Annotated in this window: 20 protein-coding genes; 4 read left to right on the top strand and 16 right to left on the bottom strand. The window is 40.4% G+C overall.

Features of this window, described 5'->3' with window-relative positions; genetic code table 11:
• The first annotated feature begins 92 nt into the window (after positions 1-92).
• Entirely contained in the window at positions 93-1508 is a 1416-nt protein-coding gene (locus tag AC1M83_RS02350; protein ID WP_092766409.1) for an LLM class flavin-dependent oxidoreductase, read from the top strand.
• 48 nt (positions 1509-1556) lie between these two features.
• Here the strand turns inward: AC1M83_RS02350 and AC1M83_RS02345 are convergent, their stop codons facing one another.
• From AC1M83_RS02345 to AC1M83_RS02325, 5 genes are all read right to left on the bottom strand, one after another.
• The gene (locus AC1M83_RS02345; RefSeq protein ID WP_092766410.1) at positions 1557-2462 is read right to left on the bottom strand and encodes a cation diffusion facilitator family transporter; all 906 of its coding nucleotides are present in this window, start codon (positions 2460-2462) and stop codon (positions 1557-1559) included.
• Between the two features lie 76 nt (positions 2463-2538).
• Complete coding sequence (locus AC1M83_RS02340; RefSeq protein WP_481589906.1) at positions 2539-5682, bottom strand: efflux RND transporter permease subunit; 3144 nt, start codon at positions 5680-5682, stop codon at positions 2539-2541.
• Positions 5672-6889 carry an efflux RND transporter periplasmic adaptor subunit gene (locus AC1M83_RS02335; RefSeq protein ID WP_481589905.1) on the bottom strand — a complete coding sequence of 406 codons (1218 nt, stop codon included), beginning with the start codon at positions 6887-6889 and terminating at the stop codon, positions 5672-5674. Before AC1M83_RS02335 ends, AC1M83_RS02340 begins: the two co-directional genes overlap by 11 nt.
• A 1-nt stretch (position 6890) precedes the next feature.
• A complete protein-coding gene (locus tag AC1M83_RS02330) occupies positions 6891-8210 on the bottom strand; it encodes a TolC family protein (RefSeq protein WP_481589904.1) in 1320 nt (439 codons plus the stop codon).
• Positions 8211-8256: 46 nt separating this feature from the next.
• On the bottom strand, positions 8257-8694 hold the full coding sequence (locus AC1M83_RS02325) for a cation efflux protein, CzcI-like (RefSeq protein ID WP_179998163.1): 438 nt from the start codon (positions 8692-8694) through the stop codon (positions 8257-8259).
• A gap of 240 nt (positions 8695-8934) precedes the next feature.
• On the opposite strand from AC1M83_RS02325, the gene AC1M83_RS02320 reads away from it, so the two are divergent.
• Positions 8935-9879 carry an ABC transporter permease gene (locus AC1M83_RS02320; protein WP_481589903.1) on the top strand — a complete coding sequence of 315 codons (945 nt, stop codon included), beginning with the start codon at positions 8935-8937 and terminating at the stop codon, positions 9877-9879.
• Positions 9879-10772 carry an ABC transporter ATP-binding protein gene (locus AC1M83_RS02315; protein WP_481589902.1) on the top strand — a complete coding sequence of 298 codons (894 nt, stop codon included), beginning with the start codon at positions 9879-9881 and terminating at the stop codon, positions 10770-10772. The genes AC1M83_RS02320 and AC1M83_RS02315 overlap by 1 nt, the downstream gene beginning before the upstream one ends.
• A 91-nt stretch (positions 10773-10863) precedes the next feature.
• Here AC1M83_RS02315 and AC1M83_RS02310 read toward each other — a convergent pair whose 3' ends face one another.
• The 10 genes from AC1M83_RS02310 to AC1M83_RS02265 form a co-directional block, all read right to left on the bottom strand.
• Positions 10864-11568 (bottom strand): ABC transporter ATP-binding protein, encoded by a 705-nt coding sequence (locus tag AC1M83_RS02310; protein ID WP_481589901.1) that lies wholly within the window; start codon positions 11566-11568, stop codon positions 10864-10866.
• Complete coding sequence (locus AC1M83_RS02305; protein WP_481589900.1) at positions 11561-12772, bottom strand: ABC transporter permease; 1212 nt, start codon at positions 12770-12772, stop codon at positions 11561-11563. The genes AC1M83_RS02310 and AC1M83_RS02305 overlap by 8 nt, the downstream gene beginning before the upstream one ends.
• Positions 12773-12774: 2 nt before the next feature.
• Positions 12775-13944, bottom strand: a complete 1170-nt coding sequence (locus AC1M83_RS02300; protein WP_481589899.1) for an efflux RND transporter periplasmic adaptor subunit — start codon at positions 13942-13944, stop codon at positions 12775-12777.
• A gap of 20 nt (positions 13945-13964) precedes the next feature.
• Positions 13965-14213 (bottom strand): TIGR03643 family protein, encoded by a 249-nt coding sequence (locus tag AC1M83_RS02295; protein WP_035263835.1) that lies wholly within the window; start codon positions 14211-14213, stop codon positions 13965-13967.
• Positions 14214-14484: 271 nt separating this feature from the next.
• Positions 14485-15501: an ABC transporter substrate-binding protein gene (locus tag AC1M83_RS02290; RefSeq protein ID WP_481589898.1), complete on the bottom strand. Its 1017-nt coding sequence runs from the start codon at positions 15499-15501 to the stop codon at positions 14485-14487.
• Positions 15498-17306: an allophanate hydrolase gene (gene atzF / locus AC1M83_RS02285; RefSeq protein ID WP_481589897.1), complete on the bottom strand. Its 1809-nt coding sequence runs from the start codon at positions 17304-17306 to the stop codon at positions 15498-15500. Before atzF ends, AC1M83_RS02290 begins: the two co-directional genes overlap by 4 nt.
• Positions 17307-17317: 11 nt before the next feature.
• Positions 17318-17761, bottom strand: a complete 444-nt coding sequence (locus tag AC1M83_RS02280; protein ID WP_035263841.1) for a CopG family ribbon-helix-helix protein — start codon at positions 17759-17761, stop codon at positions 17318-17320.
• Positions 17754-17879, bottom strand: coding sequence for a hypothetical protein (locus tag AC1M83_RS02275; protein WP_481589896.1), 126 nt, complete (start codon positions 17877-17879; stop codon positions 17754-17756). The genes AC1M83_RS02280 and AC1M83_RS02275 overlap by 8 nt, the downstream gene beginning before the upstream one ends.
• Before the next feature lie 254 nt (positions 17880-18133).
• A complete protein-coding gene (locus tag AC1M83_RS02270; protein ID WP_481589895.1) occupies positions 18134-18766 on the bottom strand; it encodes an NAD(P)H-dependent oxidoreductase in 633 nt (210 codons plus the stop codon).
• 41 nt (positions 18767-18807) lie between these two features.
• Complete coding sequence (locus AC1M83_RS02265; protein ID WP_481589894.1) at positions 18808-19665, bottom strand: SDR family oxidoreductase; 858 nt, start codon at positions 19663-19665, stop codon at positions 18808-18810.
• Between the two features lie 128 nt (positions 19666-19793).
• Here AC1M83_RS02265 and AC1M83_RS02260 point away from each other — a divergent pair, with 128 nt between their 5' ends.
• Positions 19794-20171: a winged helix-turn-helix transcriptional regulator gene (locus AC1M83_RS02260; RefSeq protein WP_481589893.1), complete on the top strand. Its 378-nt coding sequence runs from the start codon at positions 19794-19796 to the stop codon at positions 20169-20171.
• 231 nt (positions 20172-20402) lie between these two features.
• Here AC1M83_RS02260 and AC1M83_RS02255 read toward each other — a convergent pair whose 3' ends face one another.
• Positions 20403-20606, bottom strand: a complete 204-nt coding sequence (locus tag AC1M83_RS02255) for a hypothetical protein (protein WP_481589892.1) — start codon at positions 20604-20606, stop codon at positions 20403-20405.
• Positions 20607-20735: the final 129 nt, after the last annotated feature.

Raw genomic sequence — 20735 nt, 5'->3', positions numbered from 1 at the left:
TATTATGTATATTGCAATTTTTCTCATTAAATAATAAGTATGATATTTCATATAATGAGAATATAAACATTTAATTATTTTATATTTTCATTATGACTAAACATATACGATTTAATGCTTTTGAAATGAATTGCATTGCACATCAGTCCCCAGGCTTATGGCGTCATCCGCTCGATCGCTCTACAGAATATAAAGATTTGGAATATTGGACTGATTTAGCAAAAATATTAGAAAAAGGTATTTTTGACGGTATTTTTCTTGCAGATGTTTTGGGTATTTATGATGTGTATCATCAATCGGCTCAACATGCTTTAAATGGTGCTGTTCAAGTTCCTGTGAATGATCCAATTCAGATTGTTCCAGCAATGGCAGCAGTCACCCAACATTTAGGCTTTGGTGTAACCACCTCTATTTCATTCGAACATCCTTATCCCTTCGCACGACGTATGAGCACATTGGATCATCTCACTAAAGGTCGTGCGGGTTGGAATATTGTGACTTCATATTTAGAAAGCGGATCTAAAAACTTAGGTTTAAAAACCCAAGTGAGTCACGACAATCGTTATGATATTGCAGATGAGTATCTGGAAGTTTTATATAAACTTTGGGAAGGTTCTTGGGAAAATGATGCGGTACGACGTGACAAAGCCGCTGGTATTTTTGCGGATCACACCAAAGTTCATCCAATCCAACATGAAGGTAAATATTTTAGCGTGCCAGGTATTCATATCTGTGAACCTTCTCCGCAACGCACACCTGTTTTATACCAAGCAGGTGCATCAAAGCGTGGACAAAAATTTGCCAGTCAAAATGCAGAATGCGTATTTATATCTGCACCAACGAAAGTTGCTGTAAAAAAGTTAGCACAAGGAATTCGCCATAATCTTATTGAAGAAGGTAAAGATCCAAACGCTGTTTTAATCTATACGATGCTTGCGATTGTGGTCGATGAAACTGATGAAAAAGCACAGGCTAAATTTGCAGAGTATCAATCTTACGGTAGTTATGATGGTGGATTAACACTCGCTTCAGGGTGGTCTGGTGTAGATTTTTCACAATTCAAAGCTACAGACCAGGTTGAATATATTCATACCAATGCCATTCAGTCTATGTTGCAATCTTACGTAGAAGCAGATCCAGATAAAGTTTGGACCATTGAAGAAATTGCAAAATGGACCAGTGTAGGTGGAAACGGCCCCGTGATTGTCGGCTCACCAAGCACAGTAGCCGATCGTCTTCAAGAATGGGTGGATGAAACTGGCATTGATGGATTCAATTTGGCTTATATTTTGGCACATCAATCTTTTGAAGACGTGGTCGAATACGTCGTTCCTGAGTTACAACGTCGCGGTGTTTACCCTACAGAATATACCAAGGGGACACTGAGAGAAAAGTTGTTTGGTCATGGACCATTACTTCCAGATGATCATCGTGGTGCTCAATACCGTAAGTCATCAACGAATGGGTTGCACACTTCAACCCAAACCGCAACACTTGAATCTGTGTAGATCAATTTAAATTCTCTATATGTAAAAAAGCGCTTTTCGGGGCTTTTTTTAATGCTGATGTTCTAGTTCATGGTGATATGCATCATCTTCTATCTGCAAGGTCATTTCAGTAATATGGTGATCATGACTTAACATTTCAAAAGCTTGTTGATGTAAACGTTTAGGATCGACATTCGGTGCAACCAAATGAACTGTGAGCATGACTTTTTTTGATGTGATCGCCCAAACTTTTAATTGGTGAATGTCCTTAACTCCTTCAAGCGATAATAAATCTGTACGGAGCTTTTCAATATCAATCTCATCAGGCACACCTTCAAGTAGGATATTTACACTTTGCTTGGCGAGAATCCAAGCACGTGGTAAGACCCAAAATCCGATCAGGACTGCGATAATCGTGTCAATAAGTACCCAGCCTGTAAAATAAATAATCACAGCACCGATGATCACACCTACAGAACCAAGTGCATCACTTAATACTTCTAGATATGCCCCTTTGACATTGAGGCTATCTTTACTACTCGAAAAAAGAATCTTCATCGAAATTAAATTAATGATTAAGCCAATGACGGCGACTATCATCATTCCAACACTCTGAATTTCAGGAGGATTACTTAATCGATGAATCGCTTCTATCAAAATATAAATTGCAACGATAAATAACATCACCGCATTAAATAGAGCTGCCAAAATTTCAAATCGCTGGTAACCAAAAGTTCGCTTATTGTCTGCAGGCTTTTGACCAATCTTAATTGCAACCAACGCGATGGCTAGAGCAGCAGCATCAGTAAACATATGTGCAGCATCTGACAGCAAAGCTAAACTTTGAGTAATAAATGCAGCAACAACTTCAATAATTAAAAATGTCGTGGTTAAGGCTAAAGCAAAAGTTAGTTTCTTTGCGTTGTCTTTACTGACTTCCACATGACTGTGATCATGATTATGCGAACTACCCATTTTATACTCCTCATCAGAAGCCTCACTTAAAATAAAGTGAGGCTTCTGATTCATATACATAATGTTATTGTTTAATTTATTGTTCTGCTTTTGCTTGATTCATCCACCTATACAATACAGGTAAAAGTAGTAGCGTCAGTATGGTGGATGAAATAATTCCACCGATAACCACTGTCGCAAGCGGTCGCTGTACTTCAGCACCCGTACCCGTAGCAAGCGCCATTGGAACAAATCCTAAAGACGCCACAAAAGCAGTCATCAGCACAGGACGTAATCGCAACATTGCACCTTGCCAAATGGCATCTTTTAAACTGTATTCACTTCTTAGCTCCTTAATAAAGGTCAACATAACCAGTCCATTCAGAACAGCGACACCTGATAAAGCGATAAAACCAATACCCGCAGACATTGAGATGGGAATATCACGTAACCATAAAAATAAGACTCCCCCCGTGAGAGCAAAGGGTACGCCCGTGAAGACCAATAAACTTTCTCTTATATTTTTGAATACAGCCATCAGCAGGATAAAAATCGTAATCAAAGCCAATGGAATCACGATAGTCATTCTAGCTTTGGCAGATGCCAAATTCTCAAACTGTCCACCATACTCAATCCAATAGCCACTCGGTAATGCATATGTCGTGAGGCTAGATTGCAACTCTTGGACAAATGAACCCAGATCTCGCCCTTCAACATTTGCCGTCACAATAATCCTACGCTTGCCATTTTCACGACTCACCTGATTCATACCATCAATATTTGAAACTGTAGCCACATCTGCCAGTCTTACTGTCCCACCATTGGGGAGTTGTATGGGTAATTGTGCAATCCCCATGACTGTCCGATCTTGATCAGTAAGTCGAATAACAAAATCAAAACGGCGGTCGCCTTGTAGAATTTCACCGACTTGTTGACCACCGATACTTGAAGCGACTAAATTTTGTATTTCACGAACCGAAAGACCATATTGCGCTGCTAAAGAACGATTTACGTCTATATTTAATAAGGGTAAACCTGAAGTCTGTTCTACTTTGACTGCGGTACTGCCACTGATTTTTTGCACAATCTTGGCAATTTTGGCAGCTTCATCATTTAACACCTGCATATCATCGCCAAAAATTTTTATACCTATGTCACTGCGCACCCCGGAAATGAGCTCATTAAAACGCAGTTCAATGGGTTGAGAAAATTCACTATTATTGCCAGGCAAAGTCTCCAAAAAAGTTTCAATACGTGACCTTAAATCATCTAAGCTTTCTTTGGGATTCGGCCACTCTTGGCGAGGTTTCAACATGATGAATCCATCTGAAATATTGGGTGGCATCACATCTGTAGCCACTTCAGCAGTACCCGTTCGTGCGAAAACATTTTTAATTTCTGGAAAATTTTGAAGCAAAAGTTTCTCAGTCATTTCCTGCATTCTTAATGATTCTTCTAAGCTGGTACTGGGTGAACGCATTTGTTGAATAGCAAAATCACCTTCGCTTAATTGCGGTGCGAATTCACTTCCTAGACGTGTAGCCAACAACCCTGTTAAAACCAAAATACTAACTGCGAGCGTTAACATGACCGTTCGATATAAATAAGTCATATCCAATGCTTTTAGATATTTTTTCTTTAACCATAACATCCATCTACTTTCAGTTTCTTTTACTTCACCTGTTACAAATAAAGCAACTGCAGCAGGAACAAAAGTGATGGATAAAATGATCGCAGCAATAAGAGCTAATACTACGGTAAGTGCCATAGGGTGAAACATTTTTGCTTCAACACCACTTAAAGCAAATATGGGCAAGTACACCACTAAAATAATCGTTTGACCAAAAATTAAAGGACGGCGCGCTTGACGAGCAGCAAGGAATACTTCTTTAAATCTCTCTGAACGTGTTAAAGGTCGTCTTAACTGTTCTTGGGCATGAGCTAATCGGCGAATACAGTTTTCGACAATTACCACCGCCCCATCTACAATAATTCCGAAATCTAGCGCACCTAAACTCATAAGGTTGGCACTAATTTTCTGCTGTGCCATACCTGATAATGTAAATAACATCGAAAGTGGAATCACGCATGCTGTAATTAAAGCTGCTCGAATATTTCCCAAGAAAATGAATAAAATCACAATCACCAAAATCGCCCCTTCGACTAAGTTCTTTTGAACTGTCTTAATGGCTTTCTCGACTAAGGTGGTACGATCGTAAACAGTTTCAATTTTTACGCCTTCGGGCAGTGTGGTTTGAATTTCTTGAATTTTTTGATCAACAGCTTGTGCAACACTACGGCTGTTTTCACCCATCATCATCATGGCGATGCCGAGTACGGTTTCTTCTCCGTTATAGGTCGCTCCACCTGTTCTAAGGTCATGCCCGATCGACACTGAAGCAATATCTGAAACACGGACAGGATTTCCATTTAAGGTAACCACCGTTGTATTTTCAATATCCTGTATCGTGTTCAGTGTTCCAGGAACTCGTACTGTCAGTTGTTGACCTCCATCTTCAATAAATCCTGCTCCACGATTTTCATTGTTCTCAGTGAGAACCTGTTGAAGTTGCGTCAAACTGACTTGTAGTTGTTGCATACGATTCAAGTCTGGCGAAACAACATATGTTTTATTGAATCCTCCAATACTATTCACCTCAGCAACGCCTTTTACGCGTTGCAATTGTGGACGCACGATCCAATCTTGAATTTCGCGTAAATCCATTGCTGTGTATGAAGAACCATCAGGTTTTTTAGCCTTTGGCTCAGCTTTTAGTACCCATTGATAAATTTCACCCAGCCCCGTAGATACTGGAGACATGGTAGGTGCGATATCATCAGGTAATTCGGATTGAACCTCTTGAACACGCTGATTGATTTGTTGACGTGCCCAGTAAATATCAATGCCATCTTTGAAGACAATAGTCACCTGAGATAAACCATACCTAGAGATCGAACGTGTTAATTCAAGATCTGGTATCCCCGCCATGGCATTTTCAATTGGATACGTAATGCGTTGCTCAACTTCGAGCGCAGTAAATCCATTAGCTTGAGTATTAATTTGAACCTGTGTATTGGTAATGTCTGGAACTGCATCAATTGGCAATTTTTGATAACTATAAACTCCAACAGCAATCCAAGCACAGGCAAACAGCATGATCCAAATCGCATGTTGAATTGAAAACTGAATAATTCGCTCAAATAGCCCTTCAGCCTTCGGCATGTCATGATTAGTGCCCATGGTCAGCTTCTCCTTTTTCTAACTCCGATTTCAGTAAGAAGCTGCCTTGATTGACATATTTTTGCCCCGTTTGAAGACCAGACTTAATTTCTGCCCATTGACCATCTGAAGACATTTCACCTACTTCAATGGGTTGTGCTTTAAAGTGGAGTTTTCCATTTTTTTGTTCTGTAACAATAAATATTGCTGATTTACCTTCGATTTGTTGCACTGCATTTTTTGCAACGCGTAATACATTCGATGCATCTGGACTTTCAAGTTCAACATTTACCATCAAATTTGGTCTTAACTCACTTGCCTTTCCTTGAACTTTAGCGCGAACAATCAAGCGACCAGTCTGCGCATCTGCTTGCGGCGTTAACGATTGCACAAGTGCTGTATAGGTCTGACCTGACTGTAAAGATTTAAATTGAATATTTTGTTGTGCACGAATTTGATTATTCGCATCGGCAGGTAACACAAATTCGAGCCATAAATCTTTTAATTGTTCGATGATGAAAATCTGATCTGCAAGTTGCACATTTTCACCTACCACGATGTCTTTTTGGCTGATCACGCCCGAGATTGGCGAACGAATGGTAAAACGACCATTCGAACCTGCTGAAGCTCCTAAAGCTTGTAAACGCGCATTGGCACTTTGCACTGCGATTTGTGCTTGACGATATGCATTTTCAGCACGTTGCAAATCCTGTTTTGCGGAGATCCCCTGCGACCACATCCGTTGTTCACGTTGCATATCTTGGCGTGCCAAATCTAAATTGGATTGCGCCATTCTCAAATTCGCTTGTTGGTCAATAAGTTCTGGGACACTTAATACTGCAAGTACTTGACCTTTAGTCACTTCTTGTCCCAGTGCTACATTCACTTGCTCAACATGACCAGCAAAATTAGGGGAAATATGCGCTTGTTGATCTGTATTTACCATCAATTTTGCAGGCAAGTTTGTGTATCGCGGAATTGCACCTAATTGAGCTGATTCTATCTTGATACCATGTTCTACTAACTGTTTAGATGTGAGTTCAATCTCACCTTCTTCTGCATGATCAGCTTCTGCGCCATTCGACGTTTCAGCTTGCTCTTCACTCTCAACAATTGCTGTTTTGTTATTATCTTTAAAATAAATCCAAATCCCGATAACTACCGTCACCCCAATAATCAGGGCGATGAGGAATGCTTGGTTTATTTTTCCTTGTTGTATAGATCTCATTTTATTCTGCCCCTATATTGATGAAATTTTCTGACTGTGACACAGCCTCTTTGAGTAATTGGATATAGGCATCCGAACGACTAATTTGTTCATAACTGGTACCAATACTTAATGCCTCAGCAGCTAGTGCGGTTTGCCATGCCTCTCTTAAGAGCTGAATTTGACTGAGCCGAATATTTTGTAATTGTGTCGTTGCTTGTTGCACCTCAGTGATTGAAAGTTTTCCATTTTTAAAACCGAGCAAAGAGCGCGTCTGTACTTTTTCAGACAAGTCTTTTTGTCTCAGTACAGCGTCATACTGCTGTTTTAAGCCACGCACCTGATGAAATAAGTTTGCAATCTCTAAAATTTGTTGTTTGAGTTCTCTTTGTTGTTGACGCTCAAGTAGAGATTGCTGGCGTTGAGCAAGCGGAATTTCGTATTGCTGACGATTAAAAATATTGAACGGAATATCGACACCCACAGATAAACTAGTATCGTTTGTCTCATTGGGCGCTTTTGTTCGCGTCATCCCTACATTCAAGTTTGGATTTGGTTTTGCTTTTACTTTAAGCTGCTCAATTCGTTGATTAGCCTGCACAACATTGAGTGCATAAAGCTTTTCTAAATAACCTGCAGAAATATAATTTTGAACATTCTGTTCAACTTGGTCAGGCCAATAAATCCGATTTGAATCAACCTTCACCTCTGCTTCAGTTTCTCCCCAGAGATTAGAAAGATTACGTTTCGCAATTTCTTTATTTAGAATGGCTTGCTGATAATTGCGTTCATTTTCTGCCGCTTCAATCTGCGCTCGTTCATACTCAACCAAGGCTATGCTTCCTGCCTGATATCGTTTTTTAGCGCTGTCTAAAGTTTCACGACTGACTTGCAGTTGAGACTTTTGAATTTGCGCTTCAGATTGCGAAATTAAAAACTGTGACCAAGCATACTTCACGATTAATTGGCTTTGTGCTTCCCACAACTTTTCTCGCAATTCATTTTGTTGCCCAGCCAAACGCGCTATATTTTTTTGAATCCGTCTTTGACCAAAAATGTCGATCGGCTGACTAATACCAAGGCTCAATTCTTGATCTTGACTCGACCCAAAACCATCTCGAGAGAGATTGATGGACGGGTTTTGCCAAAGTCCACTTTGCTTGACTGCAAGTTCTGACATTTGTTGTCGTTGCTGCCAAATCTGTTCTGATTGTTGATATTGAGACACTTGAACGAGTGCTTGTTCAAGCGAATTGACTGTCATTGCTTGAGCATTTGCACCCAAACTAAGCGAACCTAAAACCAGCCATAATCGAATGGAATGTTTTAATTTAAAAGACATGTAAATTTCCCACTAATTTAAAAATAAGTGGTGGGAAATTTTTAGGCTACCCCACCAATAGCGGGGTTAATTCAGGAGGCGGAGGGATTTTACCTAAATGAGGCGATTGATAAGCATTAATCCAAAGAAAGTGATTTTGGTAAATCTTTTCGATGTGTTGTGATGAAGGCAAATTCTCGTTTACAGCAAGAATAAACTGAGACATCGACGGCAGATGATCTTGATGATCCAAAACATCGATTTGCGCTTTTTCTTCTAGCGTCACGCTTTGATCATCGCCAAGCACGAAGTCTTTTTCAGTTTGGGACTTCGGACTTTGATTTGAAAGATCGGCTTGGCAAAGTACAGGTTGATGATGACCAAAGTGAAAACTTTGTGTCGATGTTGAGTCGCTTTCATGAACACAAAAAGCCGCCGCCACATTCCAAAGGCTTTGGAACATGAACATACATGCTAAGAATGTCACAAATTTAGCCGATCTCATTTAAGCAGGCTCTCATCTTTTCTATCTGCATTTAAAACGTGATAGTGATCACCATCAAGTGAAGAGTTGTAATTCTCCATCATATTTTGATGATCGAAACATTGATATTGAAAGAATGTACATAAGAAAAATGAATGAAAACTTAAAAATGTAGCGCTTTTAAAGCACGCTTCGAAAATGGCATCGATTTTGCAACCTAATCATACGAATTTTATTTTTTGTATTACTGAGGTGGCAACGATGAGCTATGTTGCACGAGAATTGAGTCAAAAGCATAAATTTTTGCTTGGTTTTGGATCGTTTTTAATTCCAATTTTAATCTGGTGTGCAGTAAGTTATTTGCCTTTTATTTGGCATCCCCAAGTTCAAATCACAGATTCTGGTAGCACATCGTTTTTACAAGTCGATAGCCGTGTCAGTAGAGAAGTTTATTATGCTGAAGCACAATTGGCAGTCGATCAAGGACTGCCACCACCTCGGGGAATTTTGGTCAATCCCATTTACCTACCCGCACCAGATGAAGTCGCTACAGCCTTAGTGACCGCATTTACAACACCACCCGCTCAAGCGAATGCACCATGGTTTCATGAAAGTTTATGGCACAGCATTAAACTGGTGTTTACCGCATTTTTTATTTCTTCTTTGATCGGGATTCCTTTGGGTATTCTTTGCGGTTTTTCTCATAAAATTTCTCAATTAACTGAACCTTTTGTAGAGTTCTTTCGCTATCTGCCTGCACCAGCCTTTGGCGCTCTTGCTGTTGCAATTTTGGGCATTAATGACACACCTAAAATTGCCATTATTGTGATTGGGACCTTATTCCAACAAATTCTGATTATTGCCAATACCACCCGTCTGGTCGACCGCAGTCTTATTGAAGCTGGATTCACCTTAGGAACCAACAAAATCAAAAGTTTATTTTATGTGGTCATCCCTGCTGCACTCCCAGAAATTTATCGAAACCTTCGTGTACTTTTAGGTTGGGCTTGGACCTATTTAATCGTTGCAGAACTCATAGGAAGTACATCCGGTATCACGTGGTTCATCACTCAACAAGCTCGCTATCAAAACTTTGACAATGTTTTCGCCGCAATTTTGATTATCGGTTTGATTGGTCTGATTTGCGACGTGATTTTAATGAAACTTGGACAGCACTTATTTAAATGGAAAACGGGAGCTCGCTAATGTCTTCACTAATTCAACCCTCAGATTTTGATGCCCGCGCTTACTTTGACAAAATTTACGCTCGTCCCGTCATTTTAGAAGCGAAAAATCTCACCCAGAAATTTAGCCACGGAATAACTGAGCGCACCATTTTAAATGCTTTAAATTTAAAAATTCATAAACGTGAATTTATCTGTGTTATTGGTCCTTCAGGATGCGGTAAGTCTACCTTTAGCCGTATTGTGGCAGGTCTTGATCCATATACCAGTGGTGAATTACTGGTAGACGGTGAAACCATCACAGGACCGAGTCCAGAGCGTGGCATGGTTTTCCAAGGCTACACACTGTTTCCATGGAAAACGGTAAAAGAAAATGTCATGTTTGGTCCACTCATGCGAGGTGCCAGCAATGCTACAGCTGAGGCGCAAGCCCGCGAATGGATCAACATTATCGGACTTGAAAAATTTGAGCAGCAATACCCTCATGAACTTTCAGGAGGGATGAAACAACGCGTTGCCATCGCTCGCGCGCTCGTGAATCAGCCAAAAATTCTCTTAATGGATGAACCCTTTGGAGCTTTAGATCCTCATACGCGTCAAAAAATGCAAAAGCATCTGATCGATCTTTGGGCCAATATCGATATCACGATTATTTTTGTGACACACGATATGGACGAGGCGATTTTACTGGCCGATCGGATTGTGGCATTGAAGGCCAATCCTGGCGAAATTAAGGAAATCATTGAGGTTGATCTACCAAGACCACGTCAGCATGAATTGATGCTCACTGAAAAATTTAAATATTTAAGACAACGTGTAGATGCTTTGGTACATGCTGAAGAAGATGAACTTGATCCAGCACTCGCCTACTTACCTAAAATTCCAAGAATGACCAAGGTCAGTCATTCTAAATAAGGCGCTATATCCTGATCACACAAACGGTCAGGATAAAGCATACAACATCAATCCTTTTGACCACACCATTTTAAATGCAGCCTTGGTTTAATCACGACATCATTTCATCACGTTCAATTCGCCCATCTACCAGTTGAATGGTTCGATCACATGTAGCGGATAATCGTGGATCATGGGTCACTAACAATACCGCACAATTTTGTTGCTCATTTACTTCACGAAACAGCTCAAAGACTTCGCTCGCTGTTTGACTGTCTAGATTACCTGTAGGTTCATCAGCGAGGAGTAAAGCAGGCTGAGTGATTAAAGCTCTGGCGATTGCGACACGTTGTTGCTGCCCACCAGAAAGTTGACTGGCTTTTCGTTGTGCAAATTGACTCAATCCTACCGCTTTTAACAAATCATGTGCTCGATCTAAAGCTTGCTGATTGGGTTTACCATGCACCAACATTAGAGGCATCAAAACATTCTCAATAACGGTGAACGCTTGAATCAAATGATGAAACTGAAACACAAACCCTATGCTCTTCCCACGCAATTCCGTTCTTTGTTGATCTTCCATTTGACTGGTTGGTTGACCAACTAAATAAATTTCACCACTGGTGGGTTGATCGAGTAAACCTAAAATATTTAATAACGTACTTTTACCTGAACCTGAAGGTCCAATTAACGCAGCAAAATCTTGACGATGTATCGCAAAATCAATCCCATGCAGCACTTCAATTTCATTGGGTTGTCCAATGTTATAAGACTTTTTCAAAGCCTCTAAACGTAGTACTTCATCATGATTAGACATGACGGATTGCCTCCACAGGATCTAAACGCGCTGCACGACGGGCAGGAATCGCCGCTGCAATTAAACCGCTCAATGTTGCAAGTAATAAAGCGGATCCAATCAAATAAGGTGAAATTGGAATGTAGAATAACCCTGGGCCAAATTCATTAAATGACCAAACCAATGCATAACTGGTCAGGATTCCGACAATAGAACCAAGTAAGCCGAAAATCGCACCTTGAATGAGAAAGATTATCAAAATCTGTTCTCGGCTCGCACCTGTCGCACGCAAGATTCCGATCTCACGTGTACGCTGTACCACTGTAATGGAGAGTACGCTGGCGATCGCAAATGCAACAGATATTCCAACAAATATAATAATCATATTGGTTGAAAGACTTTGCGCTGAAATCGCATTCATCAATTGCGCATTACTTTCAATCCAACTTTCAGCTTTTAATCCAGTGAGACGATGAATTTGCGTTGCGACCTGATCTGCGGAGAAAATATCAGAAATACGAAGATCAATAATGGTAACCCCACCCGGCAAACCCAATAAAGACTGTGCCCGCTTTAGATCGATATACATATAGCGTGAGTCTAGTTCTTTGACCCCGAGTTCAAAAATACCCGTTACATTCATGACGGCGTTAATATCTTGACCGGTATCAACGCGAATTTTACTGCCTACGCGCACACCAAGGTCTTTGGCCAACTCACTTCCGATGAGTACATCATCTGCTTTTAAACGAAGCTGACCAGTTTTTAGATACTCTTGCAAAGGTACAATACGTTGATACCGTGGTAAATCAATCCCCATAATCGCAACTGACTGAATCGCTTCCCCCCGTTTTACCAGTGCAGGTCCTGAAACCATGGGAGAAACGGCATTGAGCGTCTTGATATTGTCTAGATTTTCAAGAACTTCTTGCCAGTTATTGATCGACTTGAGTCTTTGAGCCCTTTGATCTTCATGGATGATGTGTGCTACGCCCTCAGGCACTTTAACGACGCGATTGACCTCATCTGGTGCATGTAAACTAATATGTGCCTGAGTACCCAACGTACGCTCAATCAAATTGGACTGAAGCCCCTGAATTAATGCACTAATAAAGACAATAACGGCAACACCAATAGCAACACCACCAATAATCATCAGTGTTTGACTGCGACCCTCGCGTAAAAACCCAACAGCAATGAGCCAATTGGTCCATAAACGCTTCATCTTCAAAGTGCTTGTACCTGCTTAGTTCTGACACGCTGATCCGCTTTTACTTGATCAGGTTTTATAACGACCTGATCATTGTGATCCAACCCTGATAAGATTTCAGACATGGCAGTCCCACGCAACCCTAATTTTACAGATTGACGTTGGACCTTACCCTGTCTTATCACCATAACTTCAGCTTGCGTGGTTGAAGGGTCAATAAGCGCGTCATTGGCTATTACTTTGGTTTTATTTCGACGTGCTGTTTCGACATTCACTGAGACCGTCATATCTTGCTTCAAAAAATTGGGTACAGAGTTCACCGCCAATTTGACTTCAACCGTACCACGTTGAGGATCAATATTAGGTGCAATAAAGTTAACTTCAGCTGGAAATGCTTGCTCTGGATAAGCATCTGCAATCACTTCCGCTTTTTGACCTAATTTCAGATAAGGTAAATTTTGCTCATCCACCGCCACTTTAATTTGCGTTGGACTATCAACTGCGACTGTAAAGAGCACCTTTCCAGGTTGAATCGCATCCCCTTTTTCGACTTCACGCGTCAAGATCGTACCCGATACTTGTGCCCGAATTTCACTTTTTGCCAATTGGGCACGTAGCGCATTTAATCTTTCGCTTAAGGTTTTTTCTTCCACTTGACCTGGAGCAAGGCTTTGCGCCTTCAGTTTTGCCGCAGATAATTGATTTCTCGCTAAGCGTTCAGCTTCTAAGGCTTGTTCTTTTTCTTCGACAGAAAGCACTCCCGGTTCCGTTTGCTGACGACGTCTTGCTTCGCGACTGGCTTGTTGTAATTGGAATTCTGCCGTTTTCAATTCAACCTGCGCTTGTGGATAGCGAATTTTCCGCAATTCCTCTAGCGCAACTTCTGCTTCACGGACTTGTGCTTTTAAATCATCAGATTGAATAATTAACAGTACATCTCCTGCTGCTATTCGTTGACCTTCTTGCACGCGTCGCTCAATGACCACACCCGAAATTTCACTCCCAATTTCACTACGTGCTACATTTTCAGCACGACCTGAAGCAACCACTGTTTGAATCAGTGGTTTTTCTTCGATTAGGTAAGTTTCGACTACAGGACCTTGCCACCAACGGAAAATGAAATATATCCCACCCATCGAAATGAGCAGAATGAGAATCCACCATTTTCGTTGTTTTAAAATACGCAAAGCTTTATCTCCCAATAGGCCTACTTCGGTTTATATTGTCGAGTACAGTAAGCTCTTAAAATATCTGGTGAGCGCTTGTGAAGATGCTTGGTATTCCGCCCCGCAACACGTTTACGCCACATTTCAAAACTACTTTTTTTTAATTGTTGTCGCATCAATCGAATGACTGCACTTTCGTTTAATCCGTATTCCAGCAGAATGGCTTCGAAGGGTGTCCGATCTTCCCACGCCATTTCAATAATTCTGGAAATATCAGCTGTTGTATACAACGCACATGATCCTTTTTCATTCGCATCAAACGTTGATGTTAAGCGTTCATTCGTGAAAAATATGTGATTTTTTGTTGATTTATAGACACTTCATACACGCTAACGCATTCATTGTATAAAACGATTGATTTTATGATTTTAATCCGTTTCCTAGTTTTTCCATTTTTATCTATTCTTAATCCATACAAGGTAGGCAACTCTGTTGCTCTACCGACCAATCATTCAGTCCAACTTTGTGCCCAGTGCAAGCCCCTCTGCACTGGGCTTTTTTTTATTTAAATGATTCAACCAATTTTGGATAAATCAGCCCATCAATATCTAGTTTTACCGTATAAACTCCATTTTCAAGATTAAACTTATTGACATGATAAGTTGATCCATAAATAGAATCTAAAGTTGAAGAGCGTTTAAATACCTTTTGATTTGCCTCAAGATCCAACAAATGTGTGCCTTGAATAAATTGTTCATATTGCTCAGGTTCAACACCAACACGCTTAGACATAATCATCAAAGCATCGTTTCTCGTCTCAGGGTCTTGAATAAATTTGACGGTTCGATCCCATACTTGAAGCACTTTTTTCCACTCTGCTTGATGCCTAGATAAATGCGTCATATTTACCGTCAACGTATCATAGATCAATCCTGGTTTATCTTGAGAACTATAGATGATTTTGGACCCAGCTACGCTTTTTAAAGCTTGATTTGCTACAGGTTGCCATACAGCGATGGCATCCACATCAGGGCTGCTAAACACTTGGGGTAATTCGTTGGTTGCTGCATTAATCAGTTTGATTTCATTGGCTGATATATTTTGATCTGAAAGTGCGGTATTCAATAAATTATGATCGACCAGCCCTTTTTCGACTGCAATCGTTTTACCCTTAAGATCTGCCACACTATGAATGCCCTGTTTTGCAAGAATGACATCATTCCCTGATGAATAATCAGTTGCTAAAATCATAATGCCACGCGTTCCACCTGAGGCGATGACCAAATTATCCCCATGAGAAACAGAAACCGCATCCAATTGGTTTGCTGCAAAAGCATTCATAGAGGCTGAATAATCAAACCATTTAAACTCTACGTTTAATCCAGCTTCTTTAAACCACCCTTTCTCAATAGCAACTTGCCATGCCACCCATCCTGGCCAATCACTGTAACCAATACGAATCGGTTGCATTGATTTTTCGGCTTGAGCATGTTGACTTGGTTCTGGAATTTTTGCGGTTTTATCACAACCCACGAATAACAGTGCAGTTCCAATGACTCCCCAGACCATCGTTTTCATTGCACCACCTCACCAATGCTCGTGCACTTAAATTTAGTATTGGTAAAATTTGAGGCTTGAATATAATCACGCCATCCACCAAAGTGACTGATATCAAGTGCATCTGCTAAAGCATGTTTTTCACATATAAAGCCTTTCACCCATGTTCCATCAATGAGTTGTACATTGCCAATACCAAGTGGTGCTGGGACTTCAGCAACAATGTCACCGAAGAATGCTCTTGGTACATCCCACACTTCCACTTCAATAGAATAACCTGATGTATCTCGTTGTAGCCCCGGCTTAGGTGGCTGAGTATTTTTTAAAGCAAATAGTTTGTAATACGGCGCAGTACGCGTTTTTTTAACCAAGGTGGCTTGTCTGCTCGTTAACTGAAAATTCAGCGGCATGCCTGTAAGATGTGCTCCCACCACTGCTAATTTAACGGTGTGCTCAGATCCTATTGATTTATGAATTTGATAGCCTTGCTTTGACGTTGCTAAATTTAATCCTGAAGTCGCTTGCCATTGCTGACCGAAGTGTGCCAAAGCTTGATCCATCCAAGCGCCAGCAACTAAAGTGATACCACTTGGCAAACCATCATCCCGGATGACATTCGGAAGTGCCAATGCTGATAAATCAGCAAAATTAACAAAATTGGTATAAGCCCCCATATGCGAATTCTTTTGGATCGGATCTGCTTCAACATCTGCAATGCGATAAATCGTAGGAGCTGTTGGCACCATCAACGCATCATAATTTTTTAATTGAAGATTGATCTGCCTAGCCCATTCTGCACGCTGATACTCATCTTGCATCACGTCTACAGCATTGAATTGATCAGCTTGATCAATAATTTGCTTAATTACCGGATGACATTGCTCACGTCGAACTTTGTGTTCGACGGCATGCGTACGCTCCGCAACCCATGAGCGGTTATACAATGCAGCAGCCAATTGATTAAATACTGTGAAATCAATCTCTTCAACTTGAAATCCGAGCGATTTCATTCGAGCAATGGCTGTTTGAAATGCTTGCTCACTTTGAGTATCACCATAAAATTCTAAGTGATCTGGGATTGCAATCTTGCCCTTCGAAAATTGTGTCGGGACTGTTCTCGGATGCTGTCTTGAATAAGCATCGGTCGCATCATAACCTTGGATCAATTGCGCTACCGTCCAAGCATCATCCACTTGAGTTGCAAAAATTGAGATCACATCAATACTTCGACATGCAGGGATTAAACCTGTGGCTGAAAACCAGCCTTTGGTTGGTTTGAGTCCGACAATATTATTGAAACCCGCGGGAACTCTGCCAGAACCTGCTGTATCAGTACCGAGGGCGAATGGTACATACCCATTTGCTACTGCAACCGCTGAGCCAGAGCTTGATCCACCGCTGATATAATCCGGATTGAAACTGTTTTTTACTGCCCCATAGGGTGAACGTACGCCAACCAATCCCGTGGCAAATTGATCTAGATTGGTCTTGCCCACCACGATTGCACCAGCAGATTTAAGCTTAGCCACGACGGTTGCATCTTGCGTTGCTAAATAAGCCGCATCTGGGCACGCCGCAGTGGTATAAAATCCAGCAACATCAATATTGTCTTTGACAGCAAATGGCACGCCATATAACGGAAGATCAGCGATATCCTGATGGACCAATGCATCAATCTGCGCCTGTATTTGCTCTGCACTGGCTATTGAAATCCAAGCGTGATCATCATTGCAGAGTTCAGCAACATAACGCTTTAAGTCATTCAACTGAATAGTTTGATTTGTATAAGCCTGTTGCCAATCTTGTATAGTCCATAATGTCTGCACGGCGGTGCTCCTTATACGTGTTCCGAATTTTGAGGAATAGGTGGCATGACTGCATCCATCAGCTCTAAATGCCCCTTAATTACCCCTTTTAATGCTTTAAATTGCTCACTGATGGCTTTTAGGTCACTGCTGACCCCTTGCATCAACATCACCTGCATGACTTTGTCATCATCTAATTGGATATGTAGTGAACTAATCACCTGAGTCAAAAACTGTTGCTGTAAATCAATAAGTTGTGTTCTTAATGGCTTTAAACTGACGTCATACAATAAGGTTAAAGTACCGACCATGACTTCATTGCGGCTAACAAGGTCATTGATCAAATGGTGGTTAATCATGTCAACAATGGCTTGAGATCGGCTTTCATAATGTTGATCTACAATTTTTTGATCCATAGCCTGCAATGTATTTTCAGGTAAAGTGATGCTGATCCGCGCCAGCTTCTGTTTAGGCACGTTTGAGCTCCTTAGGTTTTTGAGATTGTTGTAAGTGTAAACCGGCACGGACACTCATCAGTTCAATGAAGAATTGAAGGATGGGATGCTTCGATTGTTTGGTTTGATTTGTCGTCATCTGCAGCACCTCTAGGTATTACAAAAAAAAGAATTGGTAATACTTAGTAAATGCAGAAAACGTGCCAAAACTTTTCTTGAGATATATAAAAGAGAGCTAGAAAAAAAGTCGTCGGAAAGATTCAAAAATGTGCATGAATCAAAATTGTGCACTTGATTTGTTCAATGTTCAGAAATGCAAAAAGACCGCCTTTCTGGAGATAGACGGTCAACTCGAATGGTTATTATTTTGTCTTCTTGTTCTAATGAAATACTTTACTGGATATCAGTGACGAACTCCTCACGTGGAATACGGAATTTCTTCAATCCAATTAACCAATCTTTTTCTGGGTTACGGCGACCTAGTGCCAATAGCACCACAGACTTTAAGCCTTTTGCTTTTAAACCTAATAATTCATCCAGAGCGTCTTTATCAAAACCTTCCATTGGCGTTGCATCTACACCTAACTCAGCTGCTGCCGCAATTGCCATACCAAAGCCAATATGTGCTTGTTTTGCAGTATGGTGGTATTGCTGCTCTTCAGTAAACGTCGAGAACAGGTTCTTTAAGTTTTGCACCACATCCATGGTCGTATCTAAAGGTAAATGACGCTCACGATTCATTGCGTTATAGCGTTCATCGATACGCTCGTCTGGAATCGTATCCCAAGCCGTAAATACCAAAAGATGCGATGACTGGGTAATTTGTGGTTGATTCAATGCAACTGGTGAAATTTTCTCCTTAAGTTCTTGGTTGCTGATCGAGATAATATGGAACGGTTGTAAGCCCGCTGAGGTCGGTGCTAAACGCGCAGCTTCAAGAATTTGATCGACTAATTCTTGCGATAGTTTTTCACCAGTCATTTGTTTGGTTGCATAACGCCACTGTAAAGCTTCTAATAATTTCATGTATTTACCTATAATGTTTAAATGTGAATATTTTTAATTCTTTAAGCGTATAAACTCGCCAACATTGATTTGAGTGATTGGCTTGGACGACCTAAAAGTTGTTCTAAATCTTGGCTTTGAACTTCATACTGTCGATGTTTAATATCTACAACTGTGCCATGTGTGAGATAGATCAGAAATTCGGGCAAACCGATTCTTTTTAAGAACTGTTGATAGGCTTCTTCAGTGAGATCGTGATATTCCACTGGTATTGTTTTGAGTTGACTTAGCCCATCAGCAATATCTTGATAACTATAAGCTTGGCTGCCGACTAACTCATAGACCTTGTTCTCATGATCATTTTGAATTAAGGCATTTGCTATTGCTTCTCCTAACTCTGCTCTTTGCACATAAGGCACTTTTCCCGCACCTCCAGAGAGCTGGATGCCTGTATCGATTACTCCCTCACCGATAATTTGTGGAATCGCTTCTGCATACATGGTGTTGCGTAGGAGTGTATATTTCAGTCCGCTTGCTTTGAGGTAATCTTCAGTTTGAAAATGACTGATCATCAAATCCTTCACCGCTGAATTTTCAATATTTTGAATGGACAAACCTGTGTAATACACATGTTGAATACCTGCTTCACGCGCAGCATCGATGACATTCTTATGTTGTTCAAAGCGATTCATTTCCATCGTTGAAATGAGAAGTAGCTTGTCGACACCCTGAAAGGCTTTGATCAAACTTTCAGGCTGATTGAAATCTCCTTCACGGACTTCAATATGTTCATTGACATAAGGTTTGGCTTTTTCTAAGTTTCTCGCCAATACAGCAAACTCATTGTTTTGTAGCTGTTGCTTTAATTGTTGCACTACACTTCGCCCTAAATGGCCAGTAGCACCAGTAACTAAAATCATTCAATAACCTTGGATTATTTTTGCAATGATGTAATTTATAGGCGAGTTAAAAAACGAGATCACTATACTGTTGTATAGTGAATTTAGGATTTCATTTGACTAAATTTTATGACGAGATGAGAGGATAGATGGCTGATTTTATGAAAGAGAATGCTGAAACATTAAGCGAAGATGACCATTGTAATTTGATGTTTATTGTAGCGCTTAAAAATGCCATGAACGTCATTAATGGCAAATGGAAACTTGCGATTGTTGCAACCATGATTAAACAGCCACGCCGTTTTAATGAGATTGAACGTCTGCTGCAAGGCATTACACCCAGAATGATTTCTAAAGAGCTCAAAGAACTTGAATTAAATAATGTTGTTGAAAAAATTGAGTCTCTTGATGAAACCACGGGTAAAATGACCTCAATGTATGATCTGACGCCATCAGGTCGTGGCCTAGAAAAGTTAATGGTGCAAATGGCGGTTTGGGGACAAGAGCATAAAGAGAGTTTGAAATAATTATAATTTTTTTATAAATCGTATCACGGCTGTCCATATCTAAAACCAATACCACAATTTTTGAATCAATGACTTGATATACCAAGAAATCGCCTGCCGATCTCAATTTCACTTTGTATAAATCGACTGAGCTACTAAGTTTATTGCTCGTGATTTTTGGGATTTTCTAAAATGATTTCGAGCTTACAAATAAATTGTTCTGCAATTTGCAGATTGACTTTATCGAAATTTTTAAGCGAGGTTTTTGTGAACGCAAGCTCTTAGCTCGTCTAAAGTGAGTTTAATCGTTTTTTGCCCTTTAGCTTTTTCTGCTAGTTTTGTTAAATCCGCATCTTCCGAAAGACAATCGTTCAAAATTATTTTTGCATTTTCCATAATTCGCTTTTGACTTTCAGGACTACGCTCCCTGATGAGGTCTTCAAGTTTTTTACCCATCATCGAATTCTATTTTGTTGAGAGATATCGGTAAAAATAGTGACAAAGCGTTAATGAATAATATTGTTCATCTTGGTAATGTCCTAGATATGCAAATAACAGACAAATAATGACCACTTTAGAGACCTT

This window comes from Acinetobacter sp. 25-47-130 (genome assembly GCF_056779705.1).
This window is presented reverse-complemented; position numbering and strand designations above follow the sequence as displayed.

Coding starts and splice junctions, on each gene's coding strand:
- AC1M83_RS02350 (WP_092766409.1), top strand. CDS start 93: ATGACTAAACATATACGATTTAATGCTTTTGAAATGAATTGCATTGCA.
- AC1M83_RS02345 (WP_092766410.1), bottom strand. CDS start 2,462: ATGGGTAGTTCGCATAATCATGATCACAGTCATGTGGAAGTCAGTAAA.
- AC1M83_RS02340 (WP_481589906.1), bottom strand. CDS start 5,682: ATGGGCACTAATCATGACATGCCGAAGGCTGAAGGGCTATTTGAGCGA.
- AC1M83_RS02335 (WP_481589905.1), bottom strand. CDS start 6,889: ATGAGATCTATACAACAAGGAAAAATAAACCAAGCATTCCTCATCGCC.
- AC1M83_RS02330 (WP_481589904.1), bottom strand. CDS start 8,210: ATGTCTTTTAAATTAAAACATTCCATTCGATTATGGCTGGTTTTAGGT.
- AC1M83_RS02325 (WP_179998163.1), bottom strand. CDS start 8,694: ATGAGATCGGCTAAATTTGTGACATTCTTAGCATGTATGTTCATGTTC.
- AC1M83_RS02320 (WP_481589903.1), top strand. CDS start 8,935: ATGAGCTATGTTGCACGAGAATTGAGTCAAAAGCATAAATTTTTGCTT.
- AC1M83_RS02315 (WP_481589902.1), top strand. CDS start 9,879: ATGTCTTCACTAATTCAACCCTCAGATTTTGATGCCCGCGCTTACTTT.
- AC1M83_RS02310 (WP_481589901.1), bottom strand. CDS start 11,568: ATGTCTAATCATGATGAAGTACTACGTTTAGAGGCTTTGAAAAAGTCT.
- AC1M83_RS02305 (WP_481589900.1), bottom strand. CDS start 12,772: ATGAAGCGTTTATGGACCAATTGGCTCATTGCTGTTGGGTTTTTACGC.
- AC1M83_RS02290 (WP_481589898.1), bottom strand. CDS start 15,501: ATGAAAACGATGGTCTGGGGAGTCATTGGAACTGCACTGTTATTCGTG.
- AC1M83_RS02275 (WP_481589896.1), bottom strand. CDS start 17,879: ATGACGACAAATCAAACCAAACAATCGAAGCATCCCATCCTTCAATTC.
- AC1M83_RS02270 (WP_481589895.1), bottom strand. CDS start 18,766: ATGAAATTATTAGAAGCTTTACAGTGGCGTTATGCAACCAAACAAATG.
- AC1M83_RS02265 (WP_481589894.1), bottom strand. CDS start 19,665: ATGATTTTAGTTACTGGTGCTACTGGCCATTTAGGGCGAAGTGTAGTG.
- AC1M83_RS02260 (WP_481589893.1), top strand. CDS start 19,794: ATGGCTGATTTTATGAAAGAGAATGCTGAAACATTAAGCGAAGATGAC.
- AC1M83_RS02255 (WP_481589892.1), bottom strand. CDS start 20,606: ATGGGTAAAAAACTTGAAGACCTCATCAGGGAGCGTAGTCCTGAAAGT.